Here is a 23,122-nt window from a genome sequence, read left to right as displayed (position 1 = left end):
CCGCCAGGCCGGCCCGTCTTCCTTTTCAGCACTCGAGACTTCCAGGAGTCCTCCATGAAAAAGCTGCTTTCCTGCGCGGCCGCCGCCGTCGCCCTCTCGGGCTTCGCCGCCGCCCCCGCCTTCGCCGCCCGTGACTATGTCTGGGCCGCCGGTTCGTCGACCGTGTTCCCGTTCGCCACCCGCACCGCCGAAAACTTCGCCAAGAAGTCCGGCAAGAAGGCTCCGAAGGTCGAAAGCCTGGGCACCGGCGGCGGCATCAAGCTGTTCTGCTCGGGCACGGGCGAAGGCTTCCCCGACATCGCCAACGCGTCGCGTCCGATGAAGAAGTCGGAATTCGACGCCTGCGCCGCCAAGGGCGTCAAGGACATCGTCGCCATCAAGGTCGGCTTCGACGGCATCGTCATCGCCACCGACAAGGACGGCGCCGACTACAATTTCAAGACCGAGCACCTGTATATGGGCTTGGCCAAGACCGTGCTGAAGGGTGGCCAGTTCGTCGCCAACCCTTATCACAACTGGGATGACGTCGGGGCCGGCCTGCCCGGCAACCGTATCCAGGTCTATGGCCCGCCGCCCACCTCGGGCACCCGCGACGCCTTCGTGGAACTGGCCATCGAAGCCGGCGCCCGCAAGTTCCCGACCGCCGACGCCCTGCGCTCGGACAACGAAAAGAAGTTCAAGTCGCTGGTCGATCCGCTGCGGAACGACGGCTGGATCGACGCTGGCGAGAACGACAACGCCATCGTCGGCACCCTGACCAAGACCCCCGGCTCGCTGGGCGTCTTCGGCTGGTCCTATCTCGAAGAGAACATGGACAAGATCAAGGGCTCCTCGGTCAACGGCGTGCGTCCCTCGCCCCAGACCATCGCCGACGGCTCCTACCCGCTGTCGCGTAGCCTCTACATCTACGTCAAGAAGGCCAATATCGGCGTGACGCCGGGCCTGGCCGAGTTCGTGACCGAGTTCACCTCGGATGCGGCCACCGGTCGTGGCGGCTATCTGCAAGGCCGCGGCCTGATCCCGCTGCCCCCCGGCCAGCACGAAGCCCAGAAGGCCGTCGGCAACAACAAGACGACGATGCCGCGTCCGGCTCTGTAAGCCGGCTCTGTAAGCCGGCTCTGTATGAGCGGGGCTTCGAGGCGCCTGTCACCAGGCGCTCCGAGCTTAAACAAGACAGCGCCGCGGTCCCCAGTGGGCCGCGGCGTTTTCTTTTGTATAGTGGGGGGATCGCGGCCTGCCCGGCCGCTTCACCCGCCCAGGGACCATGATCCTCCTCGCGCTCGTCGTCGTCTTCTTCCTCGTTCTGTTGAACGGGGTTCTGTCCATGTCCGAACTTGCGGTGGTGTCGGCCCGCCGCGCACGGCTCCAGACCTTCGCCGACAGGGGCGACAAGGGCGCCAGGCTCGCCCTGGCCATGGCCGAGCACCCCACGCGGTTCCTGTCGGCCGTGCAGGTCGGCATCACCTTGATCGGCATCCTGGCCGGCGCCTATGGCCAGGCCACCATCGCCGGAGCGCTTGACGTCTGGCTACACGACAAGCCCGTCGTCGGCCCCCATTCCGAGGCTATCGCCACCACCCTCGTCGTCATCGGCCTGACCTACGTCTCGGTGATCCTCGGCGAGCTGGTGCCCAAGCGCCTGGCCCTGCTGTTTCCCGACGTCATCGCCCGCCGCATGTCGCCGTTCCTGGCCTTGATGGCCACGGTGCTGCGCCCATTCGTCACCGTGCTCACCGTCTCGACCGCCGCCATCCTCAAGCTGATGGGCGTGCGCGACGAGCGGACCAATGACATGACCGCCGAAGAGGTCGAGACCGTGCTGGCCGAGGGCGCCGACGCCGGCTTGATCGAGCCCGAGGAGCGGGCGATGATCAATGAGGTCATGCGACTGGGCGACCGCCCGGTCCGCGTGGCCATGACCCCGCGCCGCGACCTGTTCTGGATCTCGCTGTCCGACACCCAGGAAGAGATCCTGGCCGAAATCCGCGCCTGCCCCTATTCGCGCATTGTGGTGGCCAGCGAGGACGATCTGGACGGCGAGATCGGCGTGATCCTCAAGAAGGACCTGCTGGACGCCTGCCTGGGCGGCGCCGAGATCGACATCCGCGGCCACATCCAGCAGCCCATCGCCATTCCCGAGACCATGTCGCTGCTCCGGGCGATGGCGGTGTTTAAGCAGACGCCGCTGCACATGGCCTTGGTGGTCGACGAGTTCGGCTCGATCCAGGGGGTGATCACGCCTTTGGATCTGCTGGAAATGATCGCCGGCGACTTCCCCGAGGACCACGACGAGACCGAGACCCGCATCCTGCGCCGCGAGGATGGCACTTGGCTGGTCGACGCCCGCGTCGACATTCTCGAGCTCAACGACGCCCTGGGCGAGAACTTCGAGGCCGAGGGCGGCTATCACACGGTGGCGGGCCTGCTGCTCGACCGGCTGGGACGGATCCCCCGCGAGGGCGAGATCGTCGAGCTGGGCGGCTTCGACGCCGAGGTGGTGGATATGGACGGCTCACGGATCGACAAGGTGATCCTGCGGTGCGTGCCGAGAGAGGAGTAGGGGGCGTGGCTCTCCAGGATACCCCTCAGAGTTTCCACAGGCTTGCAGGAGGAATGCACCAGGACGTTGATATCGTTCTGGGGGCCGGCCGGGGCCTTGCCGCGTACTGCCTCGGCTTCCTGGCAGCCCAGGATCGGGCGGAACTCGCGCCGTTTCTGCGCACGATTCTGACCACCCTAGATGGCGCCGAAATAAAGGGATTGCTCAGGCGCACAACCGGCGATCGCCGCTTTTCCACCAAGGATGCGACCCGGTTTTTGCAAGACGTACTGAGCGAGTTAGAACGTCCTTGATAGATTGGCATCCGCCCCGGACGGGCCACGCCTTAAACCCTTGGTGGATCGGAGCTCTGGCGTCTGGCCGGGTCAGGGACGACGCGAAGCGTCGCCGCGACGCGGACGCCGGAGGCGGTCCTTGACGCGGCCAGACGCCAGAGCATGCTCGCCATCAAGGTTTCCGGGCGGGGCCTTGCCGAGGCGAGCAGTTCGTGAAAAGGCGCGGCTTCGGATGTGGGATCACATCCACTTGCCCCCACCTGACGGCTTCGCCGTCTGTCAGCGGCGAGGGGACGGAGCCTCGCGCACCTGGAGCTCTTCCCCCTATGGGGGAAGACGATCGCGAAGCGATCCGTAGGGGGCAAGGGCGTGAGCCGCTGACCAAAGATCCCAAGTTGCGCCCTCGCCGCCGCGCCCCTAGCTTCGCCGCAAATCCACCACGGAAAACCCGATGACCGATCCTGGCCCCTGGGGCGCCCCGCCGCCTCCGGCCAAGCCCGCGCACGCGCCGCCCGCCTCCTGGCGCCGCCGGCTGCTGTGGCTGGTCTTCGTGATCGGCGGCGGCGCGCTGGCGGCGATCCTGCTGCACGTCGCGCCCTGGGCGCTGCGCACCGGATACGACTGGACCTTCGTGGTGGTGTGGGGCGGTTTCCTGCTGCTGATGTCGCTGGGTCTGATGACCGCCCGTCGCGGCGACATCCTCAAGGGCGTCCGCCATGCGGCGATTTGGGTGGCGGTCGTTGGCCTGCTGGCCTTCGGCTACCTCTACCGCGCCGAACTGGCCGAGGCGCCGCTGCGCCTGCGCATGGCCCTGAACGTCGGGGCGCCGGTGGCGACGGGGGAGCGGGAGCTGCGCGTGGCCCAGACCGAGGGCGGGGCCTTCGTGGTCGTGGGCCAGGTCAATGGCCAGCCCGTGCTGTTCATGGTCGACACCGGCGCTACGGACACCGTGCTCAGCCCGGCCGACGCCAGGCGGGTGGGGATCGATGTCGAGCATCTGAACTACGACCAGACCGCCGAGACGGCCAATGGCCTGGGTTCTGGCGCGGCCTGGACCGCCGATCGCCTGGCCGTGGGAGGCCTTGAACTCGGCGCCTTCCCGATGGTGGTCAACAAGGCCCCGATGGGCGGCTCTCTGCTGGGGATGAGTTTCCTGGACGAGCTGGAGTCGTTCGAGGTGCGGGATCGGACGCTGATCCTGCGCTGGCGGGAGGGCGCGGGATCACACCCACTTGCCCCCACCTGACGGCTTCGCCGTCTGTCCGCTCCCATAGGGGGCGGAGCCCCGCGCGTTAGGCTCTTCCCCCTATGGGGAAAGACGGTCGCGCAGCGACCCGTAGGGGGCAAGGGCGTGAGCCGCCTAGGCCGCCGGCCTACGCCGCAGCCGCGCCAGCCGTCGCAGCCGCCGCCAGAACCGGGTCTTTTCCGGCTCCGGATAGGGCTGGAGGTTCTTGAAGAACTCCTCGGCGCACGCCCGCCACGAGAAGCCCTCGGCGAACTTTCGCACCACCGCGTGGTCGAGGTCCAGGCACGCCAGGCACGCCTCGCGCAGGCCGTCGGTCTGGCCCGGCGCCAGCATGCCGGCCCCCGAGCCGGGGATGATGTCGATGGGCCCCGGGGCCGAGAAGGCCGCGACCGGCACGCCGGCGGCCATGGCCTCCAGGATCACCAGGCCGAAGGTGTCGGTCAGGGACGGGAAGCAGAACACGTCGGCGCAGGCGAAATAGCGGGCCAGCTCCTCGCCGAACTTGGCCCCGGCGAACACCACGTCGGGATATTTATCGGCCAACTCCTCGCGCTGCGGGCCATCGCCGACGATCACCGTGGTGCCGGGCAGATCCAGGCCGGCGAAGGCCTCGATGTTCTTCTCGACGGCCACGCGGCCCACATTGAGGAAGATCGGCCGCGGCATCCCTTCGAACACGTCCGGCTCGCCGGGCTCGCGCGGCTTGAACACCTCGGTGTCGACGCCGCGCGTCCAGGGCGAGATGTTGCGAAAGCCGTGACGGATCAGCTCGTCGCGCATGGTGGGGGTGGCCACCATCAGCCGGCCCGACGGCTTGTGGAACCAGCGCATGTAGGTGTAGCCGGCCGACAATGGGAGCGGCAGGCGAGCCGACACATACTCAGGGAATCTTGTGTGATAGCTGGTGGTGAACGGCAGCTTCCACTCCAGGCAGATGCGGCGGGCGGCCAGGCCGATTGGACCCTCGGTGGCGATGTGGATCGCCTCGGGCTCGAACGACTTGAAGCGCTCCATCACCGGCTCATAGGCGCCGATGGCCAGCTTGATCTCCGGATAGGTCGGCAGCGGGAAGGTGGGGAACTGGTCGGGACTGACGACATCGACCTCATGGCCCATGGCTTTCAGCTCGCCCATCACCTTGGTGAGTGTGCGAACCACGCCATTGACCTGCGGTTCCCAAGCATCGGTGGCAAGTAGTATCCGCATCAGGCGGCGGCAGGCTCCGCAAGAGGGGGCTCGAAGGAGAGCGCCCGCGCCCGATCGATCACCGACCAGGACCTAAGCTTGGACCATTCCAATATTTCGAGCCGTCCGTCCATATGTTCCACGAGCGCGGTGCAGCTTTCCACCCAGTCGCCGTCATTGACATAGAGCACACCGTCGATCTCGCGCATCTCCGCCTTGTGGATATGTCCGCAGATGACGCCGTCGACGCCGCGCCGGCGGGCCTCGTCGGCGACCGCGGCCTCGAAATTCTCGATGAATTGCAGGGCGTTCTTTACCTTAACCTTCAGATAGGCCGAGAGGCTCCAATAGCCGAAACCCATCCTGCGACGCGCGCGGTTCAGCAAGGTGTTCAGCATCAGGACGGTTCTATAGGACCAATCCCCGAGGAAGGCGAGCCACTTGGCGTGCTGCACCACCCCGTCGAACTCGTCGCCATGCACCACCAAATAGCGCTTGCCGTCGGCGGCCTCGTGGATCACGTCGCGGGCCACCACCACCCCGCCGAAGTGGGTGCCGCAGAAGTCGCGGATGCGGTCGTCGTGGTTGCCGGGGATGTAGATCACCTCGACGCCCTTGCGGGCCAGGCGCAGGATCTTCTGGACCACGTCATTGTGGCTCTGCGGCCAGTACCAGCCGCTGCGCAGCTTCCAGCCGTCGATGATGTCGCCGACCAGATAGAGCCGGTCGCATTCCACGTGGCGGATGAAGTCGAGCAACAGCTCGGCCTGGCAGCCGCGGGTGCCCAAGTGCACGTCGCTGATGAAGATCGAGCGGTAACGTCGAATTTCGATGTCGGTGTCGGTGACCATGGCTTGCCCCTCAAGCGGTTGCCCCAAGCGGGGTCCCAAGCGGCGCCCATGGCCTTCACCGAACGGTCCGCCCCCGGACCGATCGCGACCAAGGCGAGCACCTGCGGCGATTAAGCTGATTGCATGTCGCTTTGATGAAACCACCCGAATGCATGGGCCCGCGTAACGCCGCGTCGCAGCAACGCCTGGAATTTCACCATCGGATAAATCTTCCGCGACAAGGCCCAGCCTAGGGGCGATGGGCTGTTGCGGTGCAACATCCGTTTGACTAGATCAATGGCCATGGACGCCGCCCGCCTCGCCAAGGATACGCCCAAGTCGTTGAAGACCCGGGCGCGGATTCTCGACTGCGCCATGCGGCTGATCGCTGAGCTGGGCTACCACGCGGCCAGCAATCCCGTGATCGCCGAGGCGGCCGGCTTGACGCGCGGGGCGATGCTCTACCACTTCCCCACCCGCGAGGCCCTGGTCGAGGCCGCCGTCGCCCATGTCCAGGCCGAGCGCTCGACCCTGTTCCGCGCCGCCGCCGACACCCTGCCGTCCGGCGCCGACGTCACCGAGCACGCGATCGACTCCTATTGGGACCTGCTGCACAGCATCCCGTTCATGGCCTTCGCAGAGCTCGAACTGGCCGGCCGCACCGACCCCGCCGTCCAGGCCTTGCTGGCCCCGGCCCAGGCCGAGTTCGACCGCGCCCAGGCGGGGGACCACTTCCTGAAGATCCTCCACGCCGGGGCGGGGCCGCGCTTCCAGGCCAGCCGGGATCTGGCGCGGTTCATGCTGGAGGGACTGGCGCGCAGCACCCTGACCTATGACGGCGACGGACGGCGCGAGCGGCTGCTGATGCTGATCAAGCGGGCGACGCACATGCTGAACCGCAAGGGGGATGTGCAGGATCTGTGGCCGGATTAGGAGCCAATTCCCGCTTTCGACCCTTTGCGGACCTGAGAATGAGGCCGCTTTGGCTGCCGCCAAACAGGTCGCCATTTCGCGCTTCAACCGGTTGAAGGCACGGCGACGGGCGTCAATGGTCAATGCTAGGAATGGAATACGCCTCCCTTGCAACGCAAAGCTTCATCACCACCTGCTGCTTAGGGAGCTCGACCATGATCATCCTGACCCTACTTTTCGCGATGACATTCGGCCTTGTGCTGTCCGGCAGGGGCACGTGGCTTGGCGATGCGCTTTACAAGGCCTTGGTGGAGAGGCCTGCGGAAAGCCTAAATCGGGGTCCGATTGCCGTGGCTGCGTATGTGGCCGCGGCATTGATGCTTGCTGGTTTCGCGGTCGTGGCGCCCGAACTCATTCCGTTGGCGGCGGCAGTCGATTTCGCGCTTGCTGTTGAACTTGCGGCCCTTGTGTTTGTGGCCCGCGCCAGCAGTTGGACAGGTGTTGCGCGCCGATTTGTATTGAGCCAGCCGAGAAAGCTCGCAAGCGGGCTGTTCCGACCCTCTTCGCGCACTCGCCAGCATCGGCCGAAGCGTAAGCGTCAGAGCTGTGCTCAAAACGACCCAGAAGCGTGGCCACTGGCCTTCGCTTGAGGGCTGATGTCCGCTTCCCACCCTTCTCAGCCCTTCGGAACGCCCGCTTCCTGGCGCAAGCCCACCATCCGCCCCGGATGTGGCTGCGACTTAAACCCTTGGTGGATCGGAGCTCTGGCGTCTGGCCGAGTCAAGGACGACGCTCTCGCGTCGCCGCACGCGGCGGGCCTTCGGGCCGTCCTTGACTCGGCCAGACGCCAGAGCAAGCTCGCCATAAAGGTTTTAAGGCTCGGCCTCGCCGACGCGGGCGGAGGCGGAGGGGTGCGAAGTTTAGCGTGGGATCACACCCACTTGCCCCCACCTGACCGCTTCGCGGTCTGTCCGCCCCCATTGGGGGCGGAGCCTCGCGCCAGCGCTGGTGGCTGAGCTCTTCCCCCCATGGGGGAAGACGATCGCGGAGCGATCCGTAGGGGGCAAGGGCGTGAGCCGCCGCGCCTAAATCCGCCCGCGGCGCCCGCCCTTGAGCTTGTCCAGCGCCCGCCGGGCGATCTCGGCCTGGGCCGCGACCGGGGCGAGGACGGTTTGCGCCTCCTCCCAGACGGATTCCAGGCCGGCCGCCGCCGGCTTGGCGCGGGGCGTCGGCACGATCAGCGCCACCTTGCGGGCCAGGGTGGCCAGGTCGCCCAGGGCCTTGGCCCGTTCGCGGACCCGGCGGATTTCCGCCGGGTCGTCGCTGGAGTCGAGGATCGCCCAGGCGGCGTCGAGGGCGGCCATGAGCTTGAGTTGCAGGGCCTGGCGCCAGGCGGGGATGTCGGTTTGGGTCATGACCCTAGAATGCGGTCATCCCGCAGGGGTGAGCATCGGAAACCTGCGTTTTTGTGTAAGCAACCGGATTCGTTATAGTCTGTTGCGCGAAGCCTGGGGATGGAGCGTCGTGCGACGGCGGAGGACAGGCCCATGGGCCTGTCCCCAAACGGAGACGGAGGCTGAACAACGCCAGCCCTGTGGATAACTCTTATCCCGTCGCGATCGGCAGGGCCGTCGTGAACTTGATCTGCTCCATGGCGAAGCTCGACGACACGTCGGTCAGCGGCGCGGTGGCGATCAGGCGGCGGTAAAAGCGGTCATAGGCGGCGATGTCGCGGACCACGACCTTCAGCAGATAATCGACGTCGCCGCTCATCCGGTAGAACTCGACCACCTCGGGCAGGGCCTTTGCCCCGGCCGCGAAGGTCGCCAGCCAGTCATCGTCGTGGCGGCCGGTCTTCACCGCCACGAACACCGTCAGCGACAGGTCCAGGGCCTCGCGGTCGATCAGGGCGACGCGGGCGGTGATCACCCCGCTGTCCTGCAGCCGCTTGACCCGCTTCCAGCACGGGGTTTGGGACAGCCCGACCCGCTCGGCCAGTTCGGCGATCGGGACGGTGGCGTCCTGCTGCAGGATCGCCAGCAGCCGGCGATCGATCTGATCTAGCGAGGTCATTCTTCAAACATGCCTATCAGGAGAACCAAATTCTCCTTTAGTGCCATGACGGGTGATCTGGGACGATGTCATTCTCGGCAAATCGGGGATCATGGGGCGACTCACCCGGGGACCTTCCATGTTCGACGCCTTCACCCGCCATCCGCGCTCGGTCGACGAGACCTATGGCGAGCACATGGCCATGGCCTGGAGCTTCGCCTTCCCCATGCTGCTGGGCGGCCTGGCCTGTTTCGCCCACGGGATCTTCCCGTTCCTGTTCGAGACCACCGGCAGCCGCTGCGTGAAGCTGCTCTACACCCGCATCGCCAACCGGGGCCGCAAGGCGGGGGCCGAGGTGCAGGTCCCCAACTGGGCCGCCTTCGACGCGGTGATCTGACGTCCTCCCCCACGGGGGGAGGACTTGTGACTTCCGCTGCACGGGCCTGTCAGAAAGCGTCGCTGGCGGCGGCGAAATCTCCCCCTTGGCGAGCCCGCCGCGCTGACCCATCCTCGCCGCCAAGAGTCGGGAGAACACCTTGAGCATCTGGACGCGCCGCAAGGCGATCGACACCGCCGCCGGCGATCCCGCCCACGCCCTGAAGAAGACGCTCAGCTGGTACCACCTGATCGCCTTGGGCGTCGGGGCCATCGTCGGCACCGGGATCTACACCCTGACCGGCGTCGGGGCGGGGCTGGCGGGACCGGGGGTGATCCTGTCTTTCCTGATCGCCGGGGCGGTCTGCGCCTGCGCGGCGCTCTGCTATGCCGAGCTGTCGACCATGATTCCCGCCTCGGGCAGCGCTTATACCTACAGCTATGTGGCGATGGGCGAGCCGGTGGCCTGGTTCGTCGGCTGGAGCCTGATCCTTGAATATACCCTGGTCTGCGCGGCCGTGGCGGTCGGCTGGTCGGCCCACGCCCAGGGCCTGTTCCAGGCGGCCGGCTTTCCGCACGCCCTGCTGGCCGGACCGCACCAGGGCGGGATCGTCAACCTGCCGGCGGTGATCATTTCCTTCGCCGTGGCGGGGCTGCTGGCCCTGGGGACCAAGGAGAGCGCCACAGTCAACCTGGTGCTGGTGGCCATCAAGATCCTGGCCCTGGCGGCCTTCGTGGTGCTGACCCTGCCGGCCTTCGACGCCAGCCACTTCACGCCCTTCATGCCCAACGGCTTCGCCGCCCACACCCTGGCGGACGCCGGGCCGGCCGGCGCCAAGGTGGGGGTGATGGCCGCCGCCAGCCTGATCTTCTTCGCCTTCTACGGCTTCGACGCCGTCTCGACCGCCGCCGAGGAGACCAAGAACCCCAAGCGCGACCTGACCATCGGCATCGTCGGTTCGATGCTGATCTGCACGCTGATCTATATGGTCGTGGCCGGGGTCGCGATCGGCGCCTCCCGGGCCGAGGTGTTCTCCAAGAGCGAGGCCCCGCTGGTCTTCATCCTCGAAACCCTGAGCCATCCCAGGATGGCCCAACTGGTCGCCTTGGCTGCGGTGGTCGCTTTGCCCACGGTGATCCTGGCCTTCATGTATGGCCAGAGCCGGATCTTCTTCGTGATGGCCCGCGACGGCCTGCTGCCCGCCGGCCTGGCCAAGGTCAACGCCAAGACCGGCACGCCGGTGCTGATGACCCTGCTGACCGGCGCCCTGTCGGCCCTGCTGTCGGGCTTCCTGTCGCTTAAGGAGATCGCCGAACTGGCCAATGCCGGCACGCTGGCGGCCTTCATCGCCGTGGGCGCCTCGGTGATCATCCTGCGCCGCCGCGAACCCAACCGGCCCCGGGTGTTCTCGACGCCCCTGTGGCAGGTGGTGGCGCCGGCGGGCATCCTGGGCTGCCTGTACCTGTTCTACAGCCTGCCTCAGAAGACCCAGGTCTATTTCCTCGGCGCCCATGTCATCGGGGCGCTGGTCTATGTGGCCTACGGCATGCGCAAGAGTGTGCTGGCGCGGGCGGGTTAGCACCCACCTCTTCCCTTCCGCCCCGCCATCGCTACAGTCGCTTCAAAACAAGTGTTTGAAGCCGGAAGGAAGCGCCATGGCCATGGACCTCGAGACCCGCGACCAATTGATCGACATGGTCCGCCGTTTCGTGACCGAGCGGCTGCGGCCGATCGAGGCCAAGGTGGCCGAGGACGACGCCGTTCCGCCCGAGATCGTCGAGGAGATGAAGGGGCTCGGCCTCTTCGGCCTGTCGATCCCCGAGGACTTCGGCGGGCTGGGCCTCAACATGGAAGAGGAATGCCTGGTCGGGATCGAGCTGGGCCGCGCCTCGCCGGCCTTCCGCTCGGTGTTCGGCACCAATGTCGGCATCGGCAGCCAGGGGCTGGTGATGTTCGGCACGGATGAACAGAAGGCCAAGTGGCTGCCGGGCATCGCGTCGGGTGAGATCATCACCTCGTTCGCCCTCACCGAGCCCGAGGCGGGCTCCGACAGCGCCGCCGTCCAGACCCGCGCCACCCGCGACGGCGACGACTACATCCTGAACGGCTCCAAGCGCTACATCACCAATGCCGGCAAGGCGTCGCTGTTCACGGTGATGGCCCGCACCAATCCCGACGCCAAGGGCGGTTCGGGCGTCTCGGCCTTCCTGGTGCCCAGCGGCTTGCCTGGTCTTTCCGTGAGCAAGCCCGAGAAGAAGATGGGCCAGCAGGGGGCCCATATCCACGACGTGACCTTTGACAATGTCCGCGTCCCGGCCTGGAACCGGCTGGGCGAGGAGGGCGAGGGGTTCAAGGTGGCCATGCAGGTGCTGGACCGCGGGCGGCTGCACATCGCCGGAGTCTGTGTCGGCGTGGCCGAGCGGTTGCTGGTTGATTGCGTGGCCTATGCCAGCGAACGCAAGCAGTTCGGCCAGCCGATTTCCAGCTTCCAGCTGATCCAGGCGATGATCGCCGACAGCAAGACCGAAGCCCTGGCGGCCCGAGCTCTTGTTCTCGAGACAGCCCGCAAGCGCGACGCCGGCGACAACGTCACCCTGGAGGCCGCAGCCGCCAAGCTGTTCGCCTCTGAAATGGTGGGACGGGTGGCCGACCGCGCGGTGCAGATCTTCGGCGGGGCCGGCTATGTCGCCGACTACGGCATCGAGCGGCTGTATCGCGACGTGCGGATCTTCCGGATCTACGAAGGCACCAGCCAGATCCAGCAGCTGATCGTCGCCCGCGAGACGCTCAAGCGGGGCGGTTAGCTCTTCCCCCTCTGGGGGAGGAGGGCCGTAGGCCCGGAGGGGGCAAGTGTTCGCTGCACGGTGAGAGACACTTGCTACCACCTGGCGGCTTCGCCGCCTGTCCGCCCCCATCCGGGGCGGAGCCTGATACACCCCCCAGAAACGCGAAACGCCTCTGCGGGCCCTGCGCGGAGCGTCCCCGGTAAGGACGCTCCGCGCAGGGCCCGCAGAGGCGTGTTTCAGATCCCCCCGGAAAGCTGGAAGGGAACTTGAAGTTACGCGCCGCCCGGGAAGCGGAAAGGAACCTTCACGGTGCCCGTCTTGGCGCCCATCGGCAGCTTTTCAGCGATGCACATGGCGGCCTTGTCGAAGCCCTTGCCCGCGGCGCTGTTGTCCACGACCTTGCAGGCCGAGAGCTTGCCGGCGTCGGCGGTGCATTCCAGCATCACCTGGGCGGCGTCGCGGGTGTTGGCGAATTGTTGCAGGCAACGGCCCATTTGGTCTTCGAAGCCACCGGCGGCGGAAGCCGCTTGAGCCACGAACAAGCTGCCAGCGATTCCTGCGGCAAAAGCGATCGGATATTTCATCCCGCTGCTCCTAATAGAGTTGTCACGCCCTTCGGACGGTCGCGTCCGTCTGGACGCCTTAGGTTTTTCGCAGGTGCGAGTTAAAATATTCTGAGTCATCGAAAGAATGTTTCTTTTACTTCTCGGTAACCAAGTCTAATGCAACAGCGACTGTGCTTTCACTTGAACCAACTCTCTAAAAGACTCTCGCATGCGGGCGTGGCGTCCCATTCCTTAAAAGGCGTCGGAGGTGTTTTTCGGGGGTGCGACACCCCCTGCGGCTAATCAGGCTTAACCAAAGTCAGGAACTGTTAGGATTATACCGTGATGATCCCCCTAGACGTTGGTGATCCGTGCGCACGGATCACCTCAAGAGGGGACAACTGCGATGAAGCGCTTCCGGCTCGTCGATCTTCCATTGATCATCAAAATCGGCTTCGCGCCGGCGTTCGCCCTGTTGATGCTGGCCCTGATGGCCGGCGGCGCGATCGTCGTGCAGAAGAGCCAGTCGGCAGCGCTCAAGCAGGTCGTCGAGCAGGACATGCGGATCAACAGCGACATCCAGTCGCTGTCGCGTCGCATCACCAAGGCGCACGGCACGCTCTACCAGATCCTGGCCTCGAAGGCCGACCCGATGGCGCCGCCGGCCGGACCGCGCATTACCGCCTTGCTCGCCGAGTTCGATGGCCTGAGCAAGGAAATGAAGGCTCTCTCGGCGCGGCTGCCCGCCTCCGAACGTCCGAAGATCGCCTCGCTGGTCAAGTCGCTCGACGAATGCCGCAGCGCCATCGACACCGTCAGCGGCATGATCGACGTCGACACCGGCATGGCCATGAGCTTCGCCGGCAGCTTCGAAGATACCTATGTCAAGATGGCCGCGCAGCTGCAGAAGGTCGTCGACGACGCCGCCGGCCGCGCCACCCAGCAGGCCACCAAGCGCCAGGCCGAAGCCGCCGCCGCGATGAGCGCCACGATCATCATGTCGCTGATCACCCTGCTCGCCGTCGGCACGCTGGCCTTCCTGACCGTCATGACCACCCGCAAGTCGATCGGCGACATCGCCGGCGCGACCGAGAAGCTCTCGCAAGGCGACAACAGCATCGACCTCGACAAGATGACCCGCGGCGACGAGCTGGGCGCCATCGTCCGCTCGCTGAAGGTGTTCCGCGACAATCAGCTGCATCTGGAGCAGATGCGCGCCGAGCAGGAAAAGAACGCCGCCATGACGGCCGACGAGCGTCGCGCCAAGGAAGAGTCCACGGCCGCCGCTTCCCGCGAGACCGCCCTGGTGGTGTCGTCGCTGGCAGAGGCGCTGGAGCACCTGGCCAAGGGCGACCTGACCTTCCGCGTGGCCGCCGACTTCCCGGGCGACTATGGCAAGCTGAAGGACGACTTCAACGCCGCCATCGCCCAGCTGCAGGAAACCATCAAGGTTATCGCGGCCTCGACGGATGGCCTGCGCACCGGCGCCGACGAGATCGCCCACGCCTCGGACGACCTGTCGCGCCGCACCGAGCAACAAGCCGCCTCGCTAGAAGAGACCGCCGCCGCCCTTGACGAGCTGACCTCCACGGTGCGCCGCACCGCCGCCGGAGCCAAGCAGGCCTCGGAAGTGGTCTCCAGCACCCGCGGTGAAGCCACCCATTCGGGCCAGGTCGTGCACGAGGCCGTCTCGGCCATGGGCGCCATCGAGAAGTCCTCGCAGTCGATCAGCCAGATCATCGGTGTGATTGACGAGATCGCCTTCCAGACCAACCTTCTGGCCTTGAACGCCGGCGTCGAAGCCGCCCGAGCCGGTGACGCGGGCCGAGGCTTCGCGGTCGTGGCCCAGGAAGTGCGGGCCCTGGCCCAGCGCTCCGCCGAAGCGGCCAAGGAGATCAAGACCCTGATCTCCTCCTCGACCCAGCAGGTCGCCTCGGGTGTCAACCTGGTCGGCCAGACCGGCGAGGCCCTGCAGCGCATTGTCACCAAGGTCGGCGAAATCGACGCCCTGGTCACCGAGATCGCCGCCTCGGCCGCCGAGCAGGCGACCGGCCTCAACGAAGTGAACACGGCCGTCAACCAGATGGACCAGGTCACTCAGCAGAACGCCGCGATGGTCGAGCAATCGACCGCCGCCACCCACTCTCTCAAGGGCGAGACCGGCGAGCTGGTGCGGCTGATCGGTCGCTTCCGGGTCGGCGACGGCCGCCAGCAGACCGGCCGTCCGCAGATGGCCGATCCCGCCTACCACGCGCCGGCCGCCAATCCGGTGGCCGAGCAGCGGGCCCGCCTCAACACCTTCGCACGACCCGGTCGTGGCGGAGCCGCCAGCGCGGCGGCCCCGGCCAGAGACGGCTGGGAGGAGTTCTGATGTCGACAGCCATCGCCTTGCCCGAAACCCTTGATCTCAAGGCCTCGGGCCCCCTCAAGCAGGCGTTCGTCGAACGCCGCGGCCAGGACATCGAAGTCCACGCCGACCAGGTTCGCCGTCTCGGCGGCCTGTGCCTACAAGTCCTGATCGCCGCCCGGAAAGCCTGGGCGGAAGACGGAAAACCCTTCTCGATCACGGCCCCTTCGGAGGTCTTTATCGAAACCACCCGCCTGTTCGGCGCCCAAGGGGCGTTGTTCGAGGCCGATTTCCAAGGAGCTGCATCGTGACGCGTACTGTCCTCACGGTCGATGATTCGCGCACGATGCGGGACATGCTGCGCATGGCTCTCGCCGGAGCCGGGTTCAATGTCGTCGAAGCCGTCGACGGCGAGCACGGGTTGGAGGTCCTCGCGGCCCACCGACCCGATGTGATCATCACCGACATCAACATGCCCAAGCTGGACGGCTTCGGATTCATCGAGGCGGTGCGGGTCGATGACGACTATCGCGCCATCCCGATCCTGGTCCTGACCACCGAAAGCGACCCCAGCAAGAAGCAGCGGGCCCGTGAAGCCGGCGCCACCGGCTGGATCGTCAAACCCTTCAACCCCGAGAAGCTGGTCGAAGCCATCCGCCGCGTCGCGGCCTGATCGTCGAGCTCTAGGTACTAAAGACGCTTTGTAGGAAGTCGGGGAATGGACGAGCTAGAGGCCATCAAGGTCACCTTCTTTCAGGAATGCGAGGAACTCCTCGCGGATCTTGAAGGCGGACTCTTGACCATGCAGGACGGCAACGAGGATAGCGACACCGTCAACGCCGTCTTCCGCGCCGTGCACTCGATCAAGGGCGGGGCGGGAGCCTTCGGCCTTGAACCGCTGGTGCGCTTCGCCCACGTGTTCGAGACGCTTCTCGACGCGCTGCGCTCCAACGAGATTCCCAGCAGCCCTGACCTCACGGCTCTGCTGCTGCGCGCCTCGGACGTGCTGGCCGACCATGTCAACGCCGCTCGCGGCCTGGGCGTGGTCGACATGGACGTCTCGGCCGCCATGGCCGCTGAACTGAAGGCTGTCACCGATCCTTCGACGGCCCCCGCCGTCGTCGCCGTGCTGGTCGCCCCGGTCGACGACGAGATGGGCATCGCTTTCACCCCCCTCGTCATCGGCGCCGACGACGGGATGGACGACGACGACATGGACTTCGGCTTTCAGCCGATGACCATCAGCCTGGACGCCCAGGCCGAGGACGCCGCCGTGCTGGACAATGTCTGGACCGTGTCGATCCGCCCGAAGTCCGACCTCTATCGCAAGGCCAACGAGACCGGCTTGCTGCTGCGCGAGCTGGCGCGCCTCGGTCCGATCCAGGCGACCCTGGACGACAGCGCCCTGCCGACCCTGGAATTCCTCGACGCCGAAGCCGCCTACATCACCTGGAGCGTCCGGGTCGAGACCGACCAAGGCGAAGAGGCGATCCGCGAAGTCTTCGAATTCGTCGACGGCGACTGCGAACTGGAAATCACCCGCGGCGAATCGCCGGTCGCCGACGTGCTGGCCGGCCTGCTGGACATCGACGCCCCGGCGCCGATCGCTGAAGAGCCCGCTTTCGAGCCAATCGCCCCGGAGCCGGTCGCGGTCGCCCCCCCCGTCGTTGCCCCGGCCTCCGTTTCCGCGCCGCCGCCCGCCGCGCCGCCCGTGGCCGCCAACGCCCCGGCGGCCGCCCCCTCGGCGGCGAAGCCGGCCCAGATCGACGTGCCCGGTCCCGGCCAGTCGGTGATCCGCGTCGATCCCGAGCGCATCGACCACCTGATCGACCTGGTCGGCGAGTTGGTGATCAACCAGGCCATGCTGGCCCAACGCGTCGGCGAATACGGCATCGCCCCTTCTTCCAACCTGGCCATGGGTCTGGATGAGCTGGAACAGCTCACCCGCCAGATCCAGGACAGCGTGATGGCCATCCGCGCCCAACCGGTGAAGTCGGTATTCCAGCGCATGCCGCGCCTGGTCCGCGAAGTCGCCAACATGACGGGCAAGCAGGCCCGCCTGGTGATGGACGGCGAGAATACCGAGGTCGACAAGACGGTCATCGAGCGTCTGGCCGATCCCATCACCCACATGCTGCGCAACGCCATAGACCACGGGCTGGAAAGCCCCGAGGAGCGCAAGGCGGCCGGCAAGAATCCCGAAGGCGTCGTGCGCCTGGCGGCCCTGCACCGCAGCGGCCGGATCGTCATCGAGGTCCAGGACGACGGCAAGGGCATCAACCGCGAGCGGGTGCTGTCGATCGCCGTCAAGAAGGGCCTGATCTCTCCGGACATCACCCTAACCGACGAGGAGATCGACAACCTGATCTTCCTGCCGGGCTTCTCGACCGCCGACAAGATTTCGGACGTCTCGGGTCGCGGCGTCGGCATGGACGTGGTCAAGCGCAGCGTCCAGGCGCTGGGCGGCCGCATCTCGATCACCTCGCGCCCCGGCCTGGGCTCGACCTTCACTCTCAGCCTGCCCCTGACCCTGGCCGTCCTCGACGGCATGGTGGTCGACGTGGCGGGCGAGACCTTGGTCATTCCGCTAGCCTGCATCGTCGAGAGCCTGCGGCCCAAGGCCGAGGAAATCCGGCCCCTGGGTCCGACCGGCTCAGTCCTGGCCGTGCGTGACAGCTTCGTACCGCTGATCGATGTGGGCCTGACCCTGAACTACCGTAGCAAGTCGCCGTCGCCGACCGAGGGCGTGGTGCTGCTGGTCGAAGGTGAAGACGGCTCGCGCGCCGCCCTGGTGGCCGACGCCATCCACGGTCAGCGCCAGGTGGTCATCAAGTCGCTGGAGCAGAACTACCAGCAGGTCGAGGGCGTCGCCGCCGCGACGATCCTGGGCGACGGCCGCGTGGCCTTGATCCTGGACGTCGACGCGGTGATCAACCTGCGCCGTCGCAGCCCGCCGCTGCCGTCCGATCCCACTCTCATCGCCGCAGAATGAGCCCGATGAACGAGCACCACACCACCCCCAGCGCCGCGACCCGCGAACTGATCTCGTTCCGCGTGGGCGAGCAGGAATACTGCGTGGACATCATGGCCGTCCGCGAGATCCGCGGCTGGAGCCCGGCGACCACGCTGCCGCAATCGCCCAGCTACATGCGCGGCGTGATCAACCTGCGTGGCGCGGTGCTGCCGATCATGGACCTGGCCTGCCGGATCGGCATGCCGACCACCGAGCCCAGTGTCCGCAGCGTGTTCATCGTGGTTCAGGCCGGCGACCGCACGGTCGGCCTGCTGGTCGATGCGGTGTCCGACATCCTGTCGATCACCGACGAGATGTGCCAGCCGACGCCCGACATCGCCTGCGAGAACGTCCGCCACTTCGTGCGCAACATCATTTCCATCGAGGGCCGGATGATCAGCGAAATCTCGCTGGAACGCCTGCTCCCCGAACGCGAGGCCCTGGCCGCCTAGATGACCACGCCTTCAACCTCCTTTTCGGATCGCCGCGAGGCCCTCGTCGATGGCGAGTTCGCCTTTACGAACGCCGACTTCAAGCGGATCGCGGCCCTGCTGTATGATCAGGCGGGCATCAGCCTGCCCGACAGCAAGGCGACGCTGGTCTATTCGCGCCTGGCCAAGCGTTTGCGCACCCTGGGTCTGAAGACCTTCACCGAATACTGCAGCTTCGTGGCGCAGGACGGCAATGTGGACGAGCAGCAGCACATGCTGCGGGCCCTGACGACAAACGTCACCCGGTTCTTCCGTGAGCCCCACCACTTCGACGACCTGCGCGCCAACATCCTGGAGCCCATGGCCGACAAGGTGCGGGCCGGCGGCCGCCTGCGCCTGTGGTCGGCGGCCAGCTCGTCGGGCCAGGAGCCGTATTCGATGGCCTTTACCGTGCTGTCGGTCTGGCCGAACGCGGCCGACCTCGACATCCGGATCCTGGGCACCGACATCGACACCAACGTCCTGGCGACCGGTCGGGCCGCAGTCTACGAGGAGACGCTCCTCGAAGGCATTCCGGGCAACATGCGCAACCAGTATTTCGAGCGCGACGCCAGCGACCGCCGCAGCTTCCGGGTCTGCGAGGCTGCGCGCCAGATGGTGTCGTTCCGCGAGCTGAACCTCAATGGCCCGAGCTGGCCGATGAAGGGTCAGTTCGACGCGATCTTCTGCCGCAACGTGGTGATCTATTTCGACGAGCCCACCCAGGAGCGGGTCTGGCAGCGCTTCGCGCCGCTGGTCGCCCCGCATGGCAAGCTCTATGTCGGCCATTCCGAGCGCGTCGGCGCTTCGGTCACGGCCTTTGAAAGCGCCGGCCTGACCGCCTATCGCAAGGCAGGAGCTCGCTGATGCCCAAGATTCGCGTTCTCGTCGTCGACGACTCCGCCACCATGCGGGGCCTGATCACGGCCGCTCTCAACCGTGACCCCGACATCGAGGTGGTCGGCGCCGCCGGCGACCCGTTCGAGGCCCGCGGCATGATCAAGGCCTTGAACCCTGACGTCGTCACCCTCGACATCGAGATGCCGAACATGAACGGCATTGAGTTCCTCGAGAAGATCATGCGCCTGCGCCCGATGCCGGTGGTCATGGTCTCCAGCCTGACCCAGGCTGGGGCCGAGATGACCCTGCGGGCCCTGGAGCTCGGCGCGGTCGACTGCGTGGCCAAGCCGACGCTGGCGACCAACACCGCCGACGCCCTCAACGAGGTCGCCGTCAAGGTGAAGGCCGCAGCGCGGGCCTCGGTCCGCACCAAGCCCGACGACAAGCCGGCCGTGCGGCGCAAGGACTACGTGCCCTCTGGCGACATCGTGGCGATCGGCTCGTCGACCGGCGGGGTGGAAGCCCTGCTGTCGATCCTCAGCCTGTTTCCCGAAACCTGCCCCCCGACAGTGATCACCCAGCACATGCCGGCGACCTTCACCGCCAGCTTCGCCGCGCGGCTCGACCGGGCCAGCGGCGCCAAGGTGGCCGAAGCCGTCGACGGCGCCCTGCTGGAGCCGGGCAAGGTCTATGTCGCTCCGGGCGGCGCCACCCATCTGGAAGTCGTCCGTTCCGCCGGGCTGCGCTGCCGCCTGACCCAGGGCGACCCGGTCACAGGTCACCGGCCCTCGGTCGACGTGCTCTTCAACTCGGTAGCCCAGGCCGTCGGCGAGAAGGCGGTCGGGGCGATCCTGACCGGCATGGGCCGCGACGGCGCGCAGGGCCTGCTGACCATGCGCAAGGCCGGCGCCCGCACCTTGGGCCAGGACGAGCAAAGTTGCGTCGTCTACGGCATGCCCAGAACGGCTTTTGAGCTCGGCTCGGTGGAGAAGCAGGTTTCCCTGTCCTCCATGGGCCAAACAATCCTCGATCTGGCCTCCGCGAGGCGATGAACCCATGCCCCTAGCAAACACCATTTCCGTTCTCGTCGTCGATGACCAGCTGACCATGCGGGCGTTGATCCGCAACGCCTTGCAGCAGATCGGATTCAAGGATATCCGCGAGGCGCCGGATGGCGAGGAGGCGCTCAAGCAACTCCTGTCCAAGCCTGCCAACCTGGTCATCTCGGACTTCAACATGCCGAAGATGGACGGCCTGGCCCTGCTGCGCGCGGTCCGCTCGCACCCGCCGATCCGCCAGACCGCCTTCGTCATGCTGACCGGCCGGGCCGACCGCGAGCTGGTCCAGCGCGCCGTGCAGTTCGGCGTCAACAACTATTGCGTCAAGCCCTTCACGGTCCAAGGCCTGCGGGACAAGATCGAACAAGTCTTCGGGCAACTGACATGATGGCGCAGGCTCACGCTGAAGACTCCGGACCCGCGATCAAGGTCCATGTCACCCAGGGCGAAAGCCATGTGTCGTCCGATCCGTCGGTGGTGATGACCACCGTGCTGGGCTCGTGCATCGCCGCCTGCCTGCGCGACCCGACCACGGGTATCGGCGGCATGAACCACTTTCTGCTGCCCGATACCGGCGGCCGGGCCAATAACGACAACGGCGACGCCGTCCGTTACGGCGCCTATGCGATGGAACTGCTGATCAACGGTCTGCTGAAGAAGGGCGCGCGCCGCGACCGCCTTGAGGCCAAGATCTTCGGCGGCGGCAAGCTGTTCGACGGCCTCTCGGACGTCGGCGCCAGCAACGCCGAATTCGCCGAGCGCTTCCTGCGCGACGAAGGCATTCCGATCGTCTCGTCCAGCACCGGCGGGCTTTCGGCCCGGCGGGTCGAGTTCTGGCCCGCGTCCGGCCGGGTTCGCCAGCGCCTGGTCGCCGTCGACAACGCCCCGACCGAAGTCCGTCGTCCCACCCCCGCGCCCGCCGCGAGCGGCGGCGACCTGGAGCTGTTCTGACCTCATGATCGCCCAGCCGCTGCCCCTATCCGACAGTCTTGTCATCCCGGACCATCAGCTCCCGGTGGGCGAGCTTTCGCGTCGGCTGGCGGCGGAACTGCAGGCGGCGGCGGCGATCTGCCGGGACTGCGAACACATCGCCGGCGACCTGGCCAGCGGCGGCGCGGCCCTCGAGAGCCTGTCGCGCCTGCAGGCCCTCGACGAGCTGAGCCAGCGCTTGCACGGCCTGTCGGACGTGCTGTCGCGGATCAGCCAGCACGCCTCGGGGGAGTGGAACATGGCCATCGAGCCCCTGCTGGAAGGCCTTGGCCTGGCCGACCTGGTGGTCCGTCTGCGCAACGCCGAGCCGCACAAGGGTTGGGTCGCCGAAGCCGGCGAACTCGATTTCTTCTAAAATCATGCCCGAAGCGCTTAAGGCCTCGGCCCGGATCAATCTGGAGAAGGTCGGCGTCCTGCTGGTCGACGACAGCCCCGCGTCGCTGAACCTGCTGGCCCAGATCATCCTTGGGTTCGGCATCAAGAAACTGCAGCGGGCCGACAACGCCAAGTCCGCTCAGGCCTTGCTGCGCGAGCGCACCTTCGACCTGATCATCAGCGCCACCAACATGGCCGCGATCGACGGCTACGAACTGGTCCGTTGGCTGCGGCGCGGCGCGCTGGAGGCCAACCGCTACCTGCCGGTCATCCTCGTCTCGGGCCACACGCCGCCCTCCCAGGTGTTCAAGGCGCGCGACGCCGGCGCCAATTTCACGGTCGCCAAGCCGATCGCGCCCAAGGTGCTGCTTGAGCGCATCCTCTGGGCGGCCAAGGAAGAGCGCCAGTTCATAGAATGCGACAGCTATCTTGGGCCAGACCGGCGCTTCAAGAACGATGGACCGCCTGCTGACACCAAGGGCCGTCGTCGCGACGACCCGCCCGAAGCTCGCCGCCCGCCCGCTGAATCCCAAGCCCCGACCGATGGTTCGGCGCCCGCCGCGAAGGTCGTTTCATGAGCGTCGTCCGAAAGTTCCGCGCCCCCAACCGCCTGTCCATGCTGATCAAGGCCGCCGGCGGTCCGATGGCTCAGGACGCGTTGAAGGCGGCCGAGGCGGCGCTCGAGCCCCTGCGGGCCGAGTCCATGGCGGTGCTCGACGCCGCCCTGGCCGAGATCGACGCCCGCTACGGCAAGCCAGCCTCGGCCACCCGCGCCGGCGAAACCTTCCAGGATCTGTATGTCCTGGCGCTGCGCATCATCGACGTCTCGGGCTTTCTCCCGGGTTCCTGCGTCGATCAGGCGGCGATCTCGTTCTGTGCGCTGGTGGACAATTGCATCGAGGCCAACGCCTGGCGTTGGGACGCGATCGACGTCCACATCAACGCCCTGCGTCTGCTGCGCACGGCAGGATTGACCGCCGACCAGAGACAGGCGGTGATCGCCGGACTCAACAAGGTCAGCCAGCATCGCCTCGACGACGCGAACTAGGCATTTACGGGTCGTGTGACCGAAACGACACGTTTCCACGCTGCGAAACAGCGCCACCTTCTAGCCATCTTGTAGAGGGTGGTTTCATTTGGTACCGGTTTCATTGCTACCGGTGTCAGGACAACGTCACATGCTGATGTGACACCGGTGTCAGAATTAGACGGCTCGAGGAAGCAGCCGCGCTGGAAGGAAGCGCGATTGCACACTTCGGCCG

At 66.7% G+C, this 23,122-nt stretch carries 26 protein-coding genes; 21 read left to right on the top strand and 5 right to left on the bottom strand.

What is annotated here, in order from left to right; translation table 11 throughout:
- The first annotated feature begins 54 nt into the window (after positions 1 to 54).
- The 4 genes from ACP7AG_RS04485 (at position 55) to ACP7AG_RS04470 (ending at position 4,081) form a co-directional block, all read left to right on the top strand.
- Complete coding sequence (locus ACP7AG_RS04485) at positions 55 to 1,098, top strand: substrate-binding domain-containing protein (RefSeq protein WP_426010968.1); 1,044 nt, start codon at positions 55 to 57, stop codon at positions 1,096 to 1,098.
- A gap of 166 nt (positions 1,099 to 1,264) precedes the next feature.
- Positions 1,265 to 2,560 (top strand): hemolysin family protein, encoded by a 1,296-nt coding sequence (locus tag ACP7AG_RS04480; protein WP_426029920.1) that lies wholly within the window; start codon positions 1,265 to 1,267, stop codon positions 2,558 to 2,560.
- Between the two features lie 5 nt (positions 2,561 to 2,565).
- Positions 2,566 to 2,853, top strand: a complete 288-nt coding sequence (locus ACP7AG_RS04475) for a hypothetical protein (RefSeq protein ID WP_426029918.1) — start codon at positions 2,566 to 2,568, stop codon at positions 2,851 to 2,853.
- A gap of 433 nt (positions 2,854 to 3,286) precedes the next feature.
- Complete coding sequence (locus ACP7AG_RS04470) at positions 3,287 to 4,081, top strand: retropepsin-like aspartic protease family protein (protein WP_426029917.1); 795 nt, start codon at positions 3,287 to 3,289, stop codon at positions 4,079 to 4,081.
- Positions 4,082 to 4,195: 114 nt separating this feature from the next.
- Here ACP7AG_RS04470 and ACP7AG_RS04465 read toward each other — a convergent pair whose 3' ends face one another.
- Both ACP7AG_RS04465 and ACP7AG_RS04460 read right to left on the bottom strand, forming a co-directional pair.
- Positions 4,196 to 5,287 carry a glycosyltransferase family 4 protein gene (locus ACP7AG_RS04465; protein ID WP_426010974.1) on the bottom strand — a complete coding sequence of 364 codons (1,092 nt, stop codon included), beginning with the start codon at positions 5,285 to 5,287 and terminating at the stop codon, positions 4,196 to 4,198.
- The gene (locus ACP7AG_RS04460; RefSeq protein WP_426010975.1) at positions 5,287 to 6,117 is read right to left on the bottom strand and encodes a UDP-2,3-diacylglucosamine diphosphatase; all 831 of its coding nucleotides are present in this window, start codon (positions 6,115 to 6,117) and stop codon (positions 5,287 to 5,289) included. Before ACP7AG_RS04460 ends, ACP7AG_RS04465 begins: the two co-directional genes overlap by 1 nt.
- Positions 6,118 to 6,399: 282 nt before the next feature.
- On the opposite strand from ACP7AG_RS04460, the gene ACP7AG_RS04455 reads away from it, so the two are divergent.
- Together ACP7AG_RS04455 and ACP7AG_RS04450 are read left to right on the top strand one after the other, a co-directional pair.
- Positions 6,400 to 7,029: a TetR/AcrR family transcriptional regulator gene (locus ACP7AG_RS04455; RefSeq protein WP_426010977.1), complete on the top strand. Its 630-nt coding sequence runs from the start codon at positions 6,400 to 6,402 to the stop codon at positions 7,027 to 7,029.
- A 194-nt stretch (positions 7,030 to 7,223) separates the two neighbouring features.
- Positions 7,224 to 7,658 (top strand): hypothetical protein, encoded by a 435-nt coding sequence (locus tag ACP7AG_RS04450; protein WP_426029916.1) that lies wholly within the window; start codon positions 7,224 to 7,226, stop codon positions 7,656 to 7,658.
- Between the two features lie 435 nt (positions 7,659 to 8,093).
- Here ACP7AG_RS04450 and ACP7AG_RS04445 read toward each other — a convergent pair whose 3' ends face one another.
- Together ACP7AG_RS04445 and ACP7AG_RS04440 are read right to left on the bottom strand one after the other, a co-directional pair.
- Positions 8,094 to 8,423, bottom strand: a complete 330-nt coding sequence (locus ACP7AG_RS04445) for a hypothetical protein (RefSeq protein WP_426029914.1) — start codon at positions 8,421 to 8,423, stop codon at positions 8,094 to 8,096.
- A 190-nt stretch (positions 8,424 to 8,613) separates the two neighbouring features.
- The gene (locus ACP7AG_RS04440; RefSeq protein ID WP_426010982.1) at positions 8,614 to 9,081 is read right to left on the bottom strand and encodes an Lrp/AsnC family transcriptional regulator; all 468 of its coding nucleotides are present in this window, start codon (positions 9,079 to 9,081) and stop codon (positions 8,614 to 8,616) included.
- Between the two features lie 118 nt (positions 9,082 to 9,199).
- Here ACP7AG_RS04440 and ACP7AG_RS04435 point away from each other — a divergent pair, with 118 nt between their 5' ends.
- The 3 genes from ACP7AG_RS04435 to ACP7AG_RS04425 all read left to right on the top strand — a co-directional run bounded on the left by ACP7AG_RS04435 (position 9,200) and on the right by ACP7AG_RS04425 (position 12,240).
- Positions 9,200 to 9,457, top strand: coding sequence for a DUF6356 family protein (locus ACP7AG_RS04435; protein WP_426010983.1), 258 nt, complete (start codon positions 9,200 to 9,202; stop codon positions 9,455 to 9,457).
- 139 nt (positions 9,458 to 9,596) lie between these two features.
- Positions 9,597 to 11,015, top strand: coding sequence for an amino acid permease (locus ACP7AG_RS04430; protein WP_426010985.1), 1,419 nt, complete (start codon positions 9,597 to 9,599; stop codon positions 11,013 to 11,015).
- A gap of 76 nt (positions 11,016 to 11,091) precedes the next feature.
- Positions 11,092 to 12,240: an acyl-CoA dehydrogenase family protein gene (locus ACP7AG_RS04425; RefSeq protein WP_426010987.1), complete on the top strand. Its 1,149-nt coding sequence runs from the start codon at positions 11,092 to 11,094 to the stop codon at positions 12,238 to 12,240.
- 254 nt (positions 12,241 to 12,494) lie between these two features.
- On the opposite strand, the gene ACP7AG_RS04420 is transcribed toward ACP7AG_RS04425, so the two are convergent.
- Complete coding sequence (locus tag ACP7AG_RS04420; RefSeq protein WP_426010988.1) at positions 12,495 to 12,806, bottom strand: hypothetical protein; 312 nt, start codon at positions 12,804 to 12,806, stop codon at positions 12,495 to 12,497.
- A 367-nt stretch (positions 12,807 to 13,173) separates the two neighbouring features.
- Here ACP7AG_RS04420 and ACP7AG_RS04415 point away from each other — a divergent pair, with 367 nt between their 5' ends.
- From ACP7AG_RS04415 to ACP7AG_RS04360, 12 genes are read left to right on the top strand one after another with little or no spacing between them, the layout of a single operon-like run.
- The gene (locus ACP7AG_RS04415; protein WP_426029912.1) at positions 13,174 to 15,138 is read left to right on the top strand and encodes a methyl-accepting chemotaxis protein; all 1,965 of its coding nucleotides are present in this window, start codon (positions 13,174 to 13,176) and stop codon (positions 15,136 to 15,138) included.
- Positions 15,138 to 15,425, top strand: coding sequence for an STAS domain-containing protein (locus tag ACP7AG_RS04410; RefSeq protein WP_426010991.1), 288 nt, complete (start codon positions 15,138 to 15,140; stop codon positions 15,423 to 15,425). Before ACP7AG_RS04415 ends, ACP7AG_RS04410 begins: the two co-directional genes overlap by 1 nt.
- The gene (locus tag ACP7AG_RS04405; RefSeq protein ID WP_426010992.1) at positions 15,422 to 15,787 is read left to right on the top strand and encodes a response regulator; all 366 of its coding nucleotides are present in this window, start codon (positions 15,422 to 15,424) and stop codon (positions 15,785 to 15,787) included. Before ACP7AG_RS04410 ends, ACP7AG_RS04405 begins: the two co-directional genes overlap by 4 nt.
- A gap of 45 nt (positions 15,788 to 15,832) precedes the next feature.
- Positions 15,833 to 18,106: a chemotaxis protein CheA gene (locus ACP7AG_RS04400; RefSeq protein WP_426029911.1), complete on the top strand. Its 2,274-nt coding sequence runs from the start codon at positions 15,833 to 15,835 to the stop codon at positions 18,104 to 18,106.
- Between the two features lie 5 nt (positions 18,107 to 18,111).
- Positions 18,112 to 18,579: a chemotaxis protein CheW gene (locus ACP7AG_RS04395; RefSeq protein WP_426010995.1), complete on the top strand. Its 468-nt coding sequence runs from the start codon at positions 18,112 to 18,114 to the stop codon at positions 18,577 to 18,579.
- Positions 18,580 to 19,464 carry a CheR family methyltransferase gene (locus tag ACP7AG_RS04390; protein WP_426010996.1) on the top strand — a complete coding sequence of 295 codons (885 nt, stop codon included), beginning with the start codon at positions 18,580 to 18,582 and terminating at the stop codon, positions 19,462 to 19,464. It begins immediately after the preceding gene.
- Entirely contained in the window at positions 19,464 to 20,489 is a 1,026-nt protein-coding gene (locus tag ACP7AG_RS04385) for a protein-glutamate methylesterase/protein-glutamine glutaminase (RefSeq protein ID WP_426010997.1), read from the top strand. Before ACP7AG_RS04390 ends, ACP7AG_RS04385 begins: the two co-directional genes overlap by 1 nt.
- Before the next feature lie 4 nt (positions 20,490 to 20,493).
- A complete protein-coding gene (locus ACP7AG_RS04380; protein ID WP_426010998.1) occupies positions 20,494 to 20,883 on the top strand; it encodes a response regulator in 390 nt (129 codons plus the stop codon).
- Complete coding sequence (locus ACP7AG_RS04375; protein ID WP_426011300.1) at positions 20,883 to 21,446, top strand: chemotaxis protein CheD; 564 nt, start codon at positions 20,883 to 20,885, stop codon at positions 21,444 to 21,446. Before ACP7AG_RS04380 ends, ACP7AG_RS04375 begins: the two co-directional genes overlap by 1 nt.
- Positions 21,447 to 21,450: 4 nt before the next feature.
- Positions 21,451 to 21,840: a chemotaxis protein CheU gene (locus ACP7AG_RS04370; RefSeq protein ID WP_426029910.1), complete on the top strand. Its 390-nt coding sequence runs from the start codon at positions 21,451 to 21,453 to the stop codon at positions 21,838 to 21,840.
- A gap of 4 nt (positions 21,841 to 21,844) precedes the next feature.
- Positions 21,845 to 22,438, top strand: a complete 594-nt coding sequence (locus ACP7AG_RS04365) for a response regulator (RefSeq protein ID WP_426011000.1) — start codon at positions 21,845 to 21,847, stop codon at positions 22,436 to 22,438.
- Complete coding sequence (locus ACP7AG_RS04360; RefSeq protein WP_426029909.1) at positions 22,435 to 22,908, top strand: chemotaxis protein CheE; 474 nt, start codon at positions 22,435 to 22,437, stop codon at positions 22,906 to 22,908. The genes ACP7AG_RS04365 and ACP7AG_RS04360 overlap by 4 nt, the downstream gene beginning before the upstream one ends.
- Positions 22,909 to 23,122: the final 214 nt, after the last annotated feature.

Origin of the sequence: Caulobacter sp. DWP3-1-3b2 (assembly GCF_049896325.1) — a bacterium.
Classification (GTDB): Bacteria; Pseudomonadota; Alphaproteobacteria; order Caulobacterales; family Caulobacteraceae; genus Caulobacter.
This window is presented reverse-complemented; position numbering and strand designations above follow the sequence as displayed.

Bases quoted from the DNA above. Each gene is read 5' to 3' on its own strand.
- ACP7AG_RS04450 (WP_426029916.1), top strand. From the start codon at position 7,224: ATGATCATCCTGACCCTACTTTTCGCGATGACATTCGGCCTTGTGCTG.
- ACP7AG_RS04465 (WP_426010974.1), bottom strand. From the start codon at position 5,287: ATGCGGATACTACTTGCCACCGATGCTTGGGAACCGCAGGTCAATGGC.
- ACP7AG_RS04410 (WP_426010991.1), top strand. From the start codon at position 15,138: ATGTCGACAGCCATCGCCTTGCCCGAAACCCTTGATCTCAAGGCCTCG.
- ACP7AG_RS04375 (WP_426011300.1), top strand. From the start codon at position 20,883: ATGGCGCAGGCTCACGCTGAAGACTCCGGACCCGCGATCAAGGTCCAT.
- ACP7AG_RS04485 (WP_426010968.1), top strand. From the start codon at position 55: ATGAAAAAGCTGCTTTCCTGCGCGGCCGCCGCCGTCGCCCTCTCGGGC.
- ACP7AG_RS04455 (WP_426010977.1), top strand. From the start codon at position 6,400: ATGGACGCCGCCCGCCTCGCCAAGGATACGCCCAAGTCGTTGAAGACC.
- ACP7AG_RS04480 (WP_426029920.1), top strand. From the start codon at position 1,265: ATGATCCTCCTCGCGCTCGTCGTCGTCTTCTTCCTCGTTCTGTTGAAC.
- ACP7AG_RS04365 (WP_426011000.1), top strand. From the start codon at position 21,845: ATGCCCGAAGCGCTTAAGGCCTCGGCCCGGATCAATCTGGAGAAGGTC.
- ACP7AG_RS04460 (WP_426010975.1), bottom strand. From the start codon at position 6,117: ATGGTCACCGACACCGACATCGAAATTCGACGTTACCGCTCGATCTTC.
- ACP7AG_RS04420 (WP_426010988.1), bottom strand. From the start codon at position 12,806: ATGAAATATCCGATCGCTTTTGCCGCAGGAATCGCTGGCAGCTTGTTC.
- ACP7AG_RS04380 (WP_426010998.1), top strand. From the start codon at position 20,494: ATGCCCCTAGCAAACACCATTTCCGTTCTCGTCGTCGATGACCAGCTG.
- ACP7AG_RS04425 (WP_426010987.1), top strand. From the start codon at position 11,092: ATGGCCATGGACCTCGAGACCCGCGACCAATTGATCGACATGGTCCGC.
- ACP7AG_RS04440 (WP_426010982.1), bottom strand. From the start codon at position 9,081: ATGACCTCGCTAGATCAGATCGATCGCCGGCTGCTGGCGATCCTGCAG.
- ACP7AG_RS04370 (WP_426029910.1), top strand. From the start codon at position 21,451: ATGATCGCCCAGCCGCTGCCCCTATCCGACAGTCTTGTCATCCCGGAC.
- ACP7AG_RS04435 (WP_426010983.1), top strand. From the start codon at position 9,200: ATGTTCGACGCCTTCACCCGCCATCCGCGCTCGGTCGACGAGACCTAT.
- ACP7AG_RS04400 (WP_426029911.1), top strand. From the start codon at position 15,833: ATGGACGAGCTAGAGGCCATCAAGGTCACCTTCTTTCAGGAATGCGAG.
- ACP7AG_RS04360 (WP_426029909.1), top strand. From the start codon at position 22,435: ATGAGCGTCGTCCGAAAGTTCCGCGCCCCCAACCGCCTGTCCATGCTG.
- ACP7AG_RS04385 (WP_426010997.1), top strand. From the start codon at position 19,464: ATGCCCAAGATTCGCGTTCTCGTCGTCGACGACTCCGCCACCATGCGG.
- ACP7AG_RS04415 (WP_426029912.1), top strand. From the start codon at position 13,174: ATGAAGCGCTTCCGGCTCGTCGATCTTCCATTGATCATCAAAATCGGC.
- ACP7AG_RS04395 (WP_426010995.1), top strand. From the start codon at position 18,112: ATGAACGAGCACCACACCACCCCCAGCGCCGCGACCCGCGAACTGATC.
- ACP7AG_RS04390 (WP_426010996.1), top strand. From the start codon at position 18,580: ATGACCACGCCTTCAACCTCCTTTTCGGATCGCCGCGAGGCCCTCGTC.
- ACP7AG_RS04470 (WP_426029917.1), top strand. From the start codon at position 3,287: ATGACCGATCCTGGCCCCTGGGGCGCCCCGCCGCCTCCGGCCAAGCCC.
- ACP7AG_RS04445 (WP_426029914.1), bottom strand. From the start codon at position 8,423: ATGACCCAAACCGACATCCCCGCCTGGCGCCAGGCCCTGCAACTCAAG.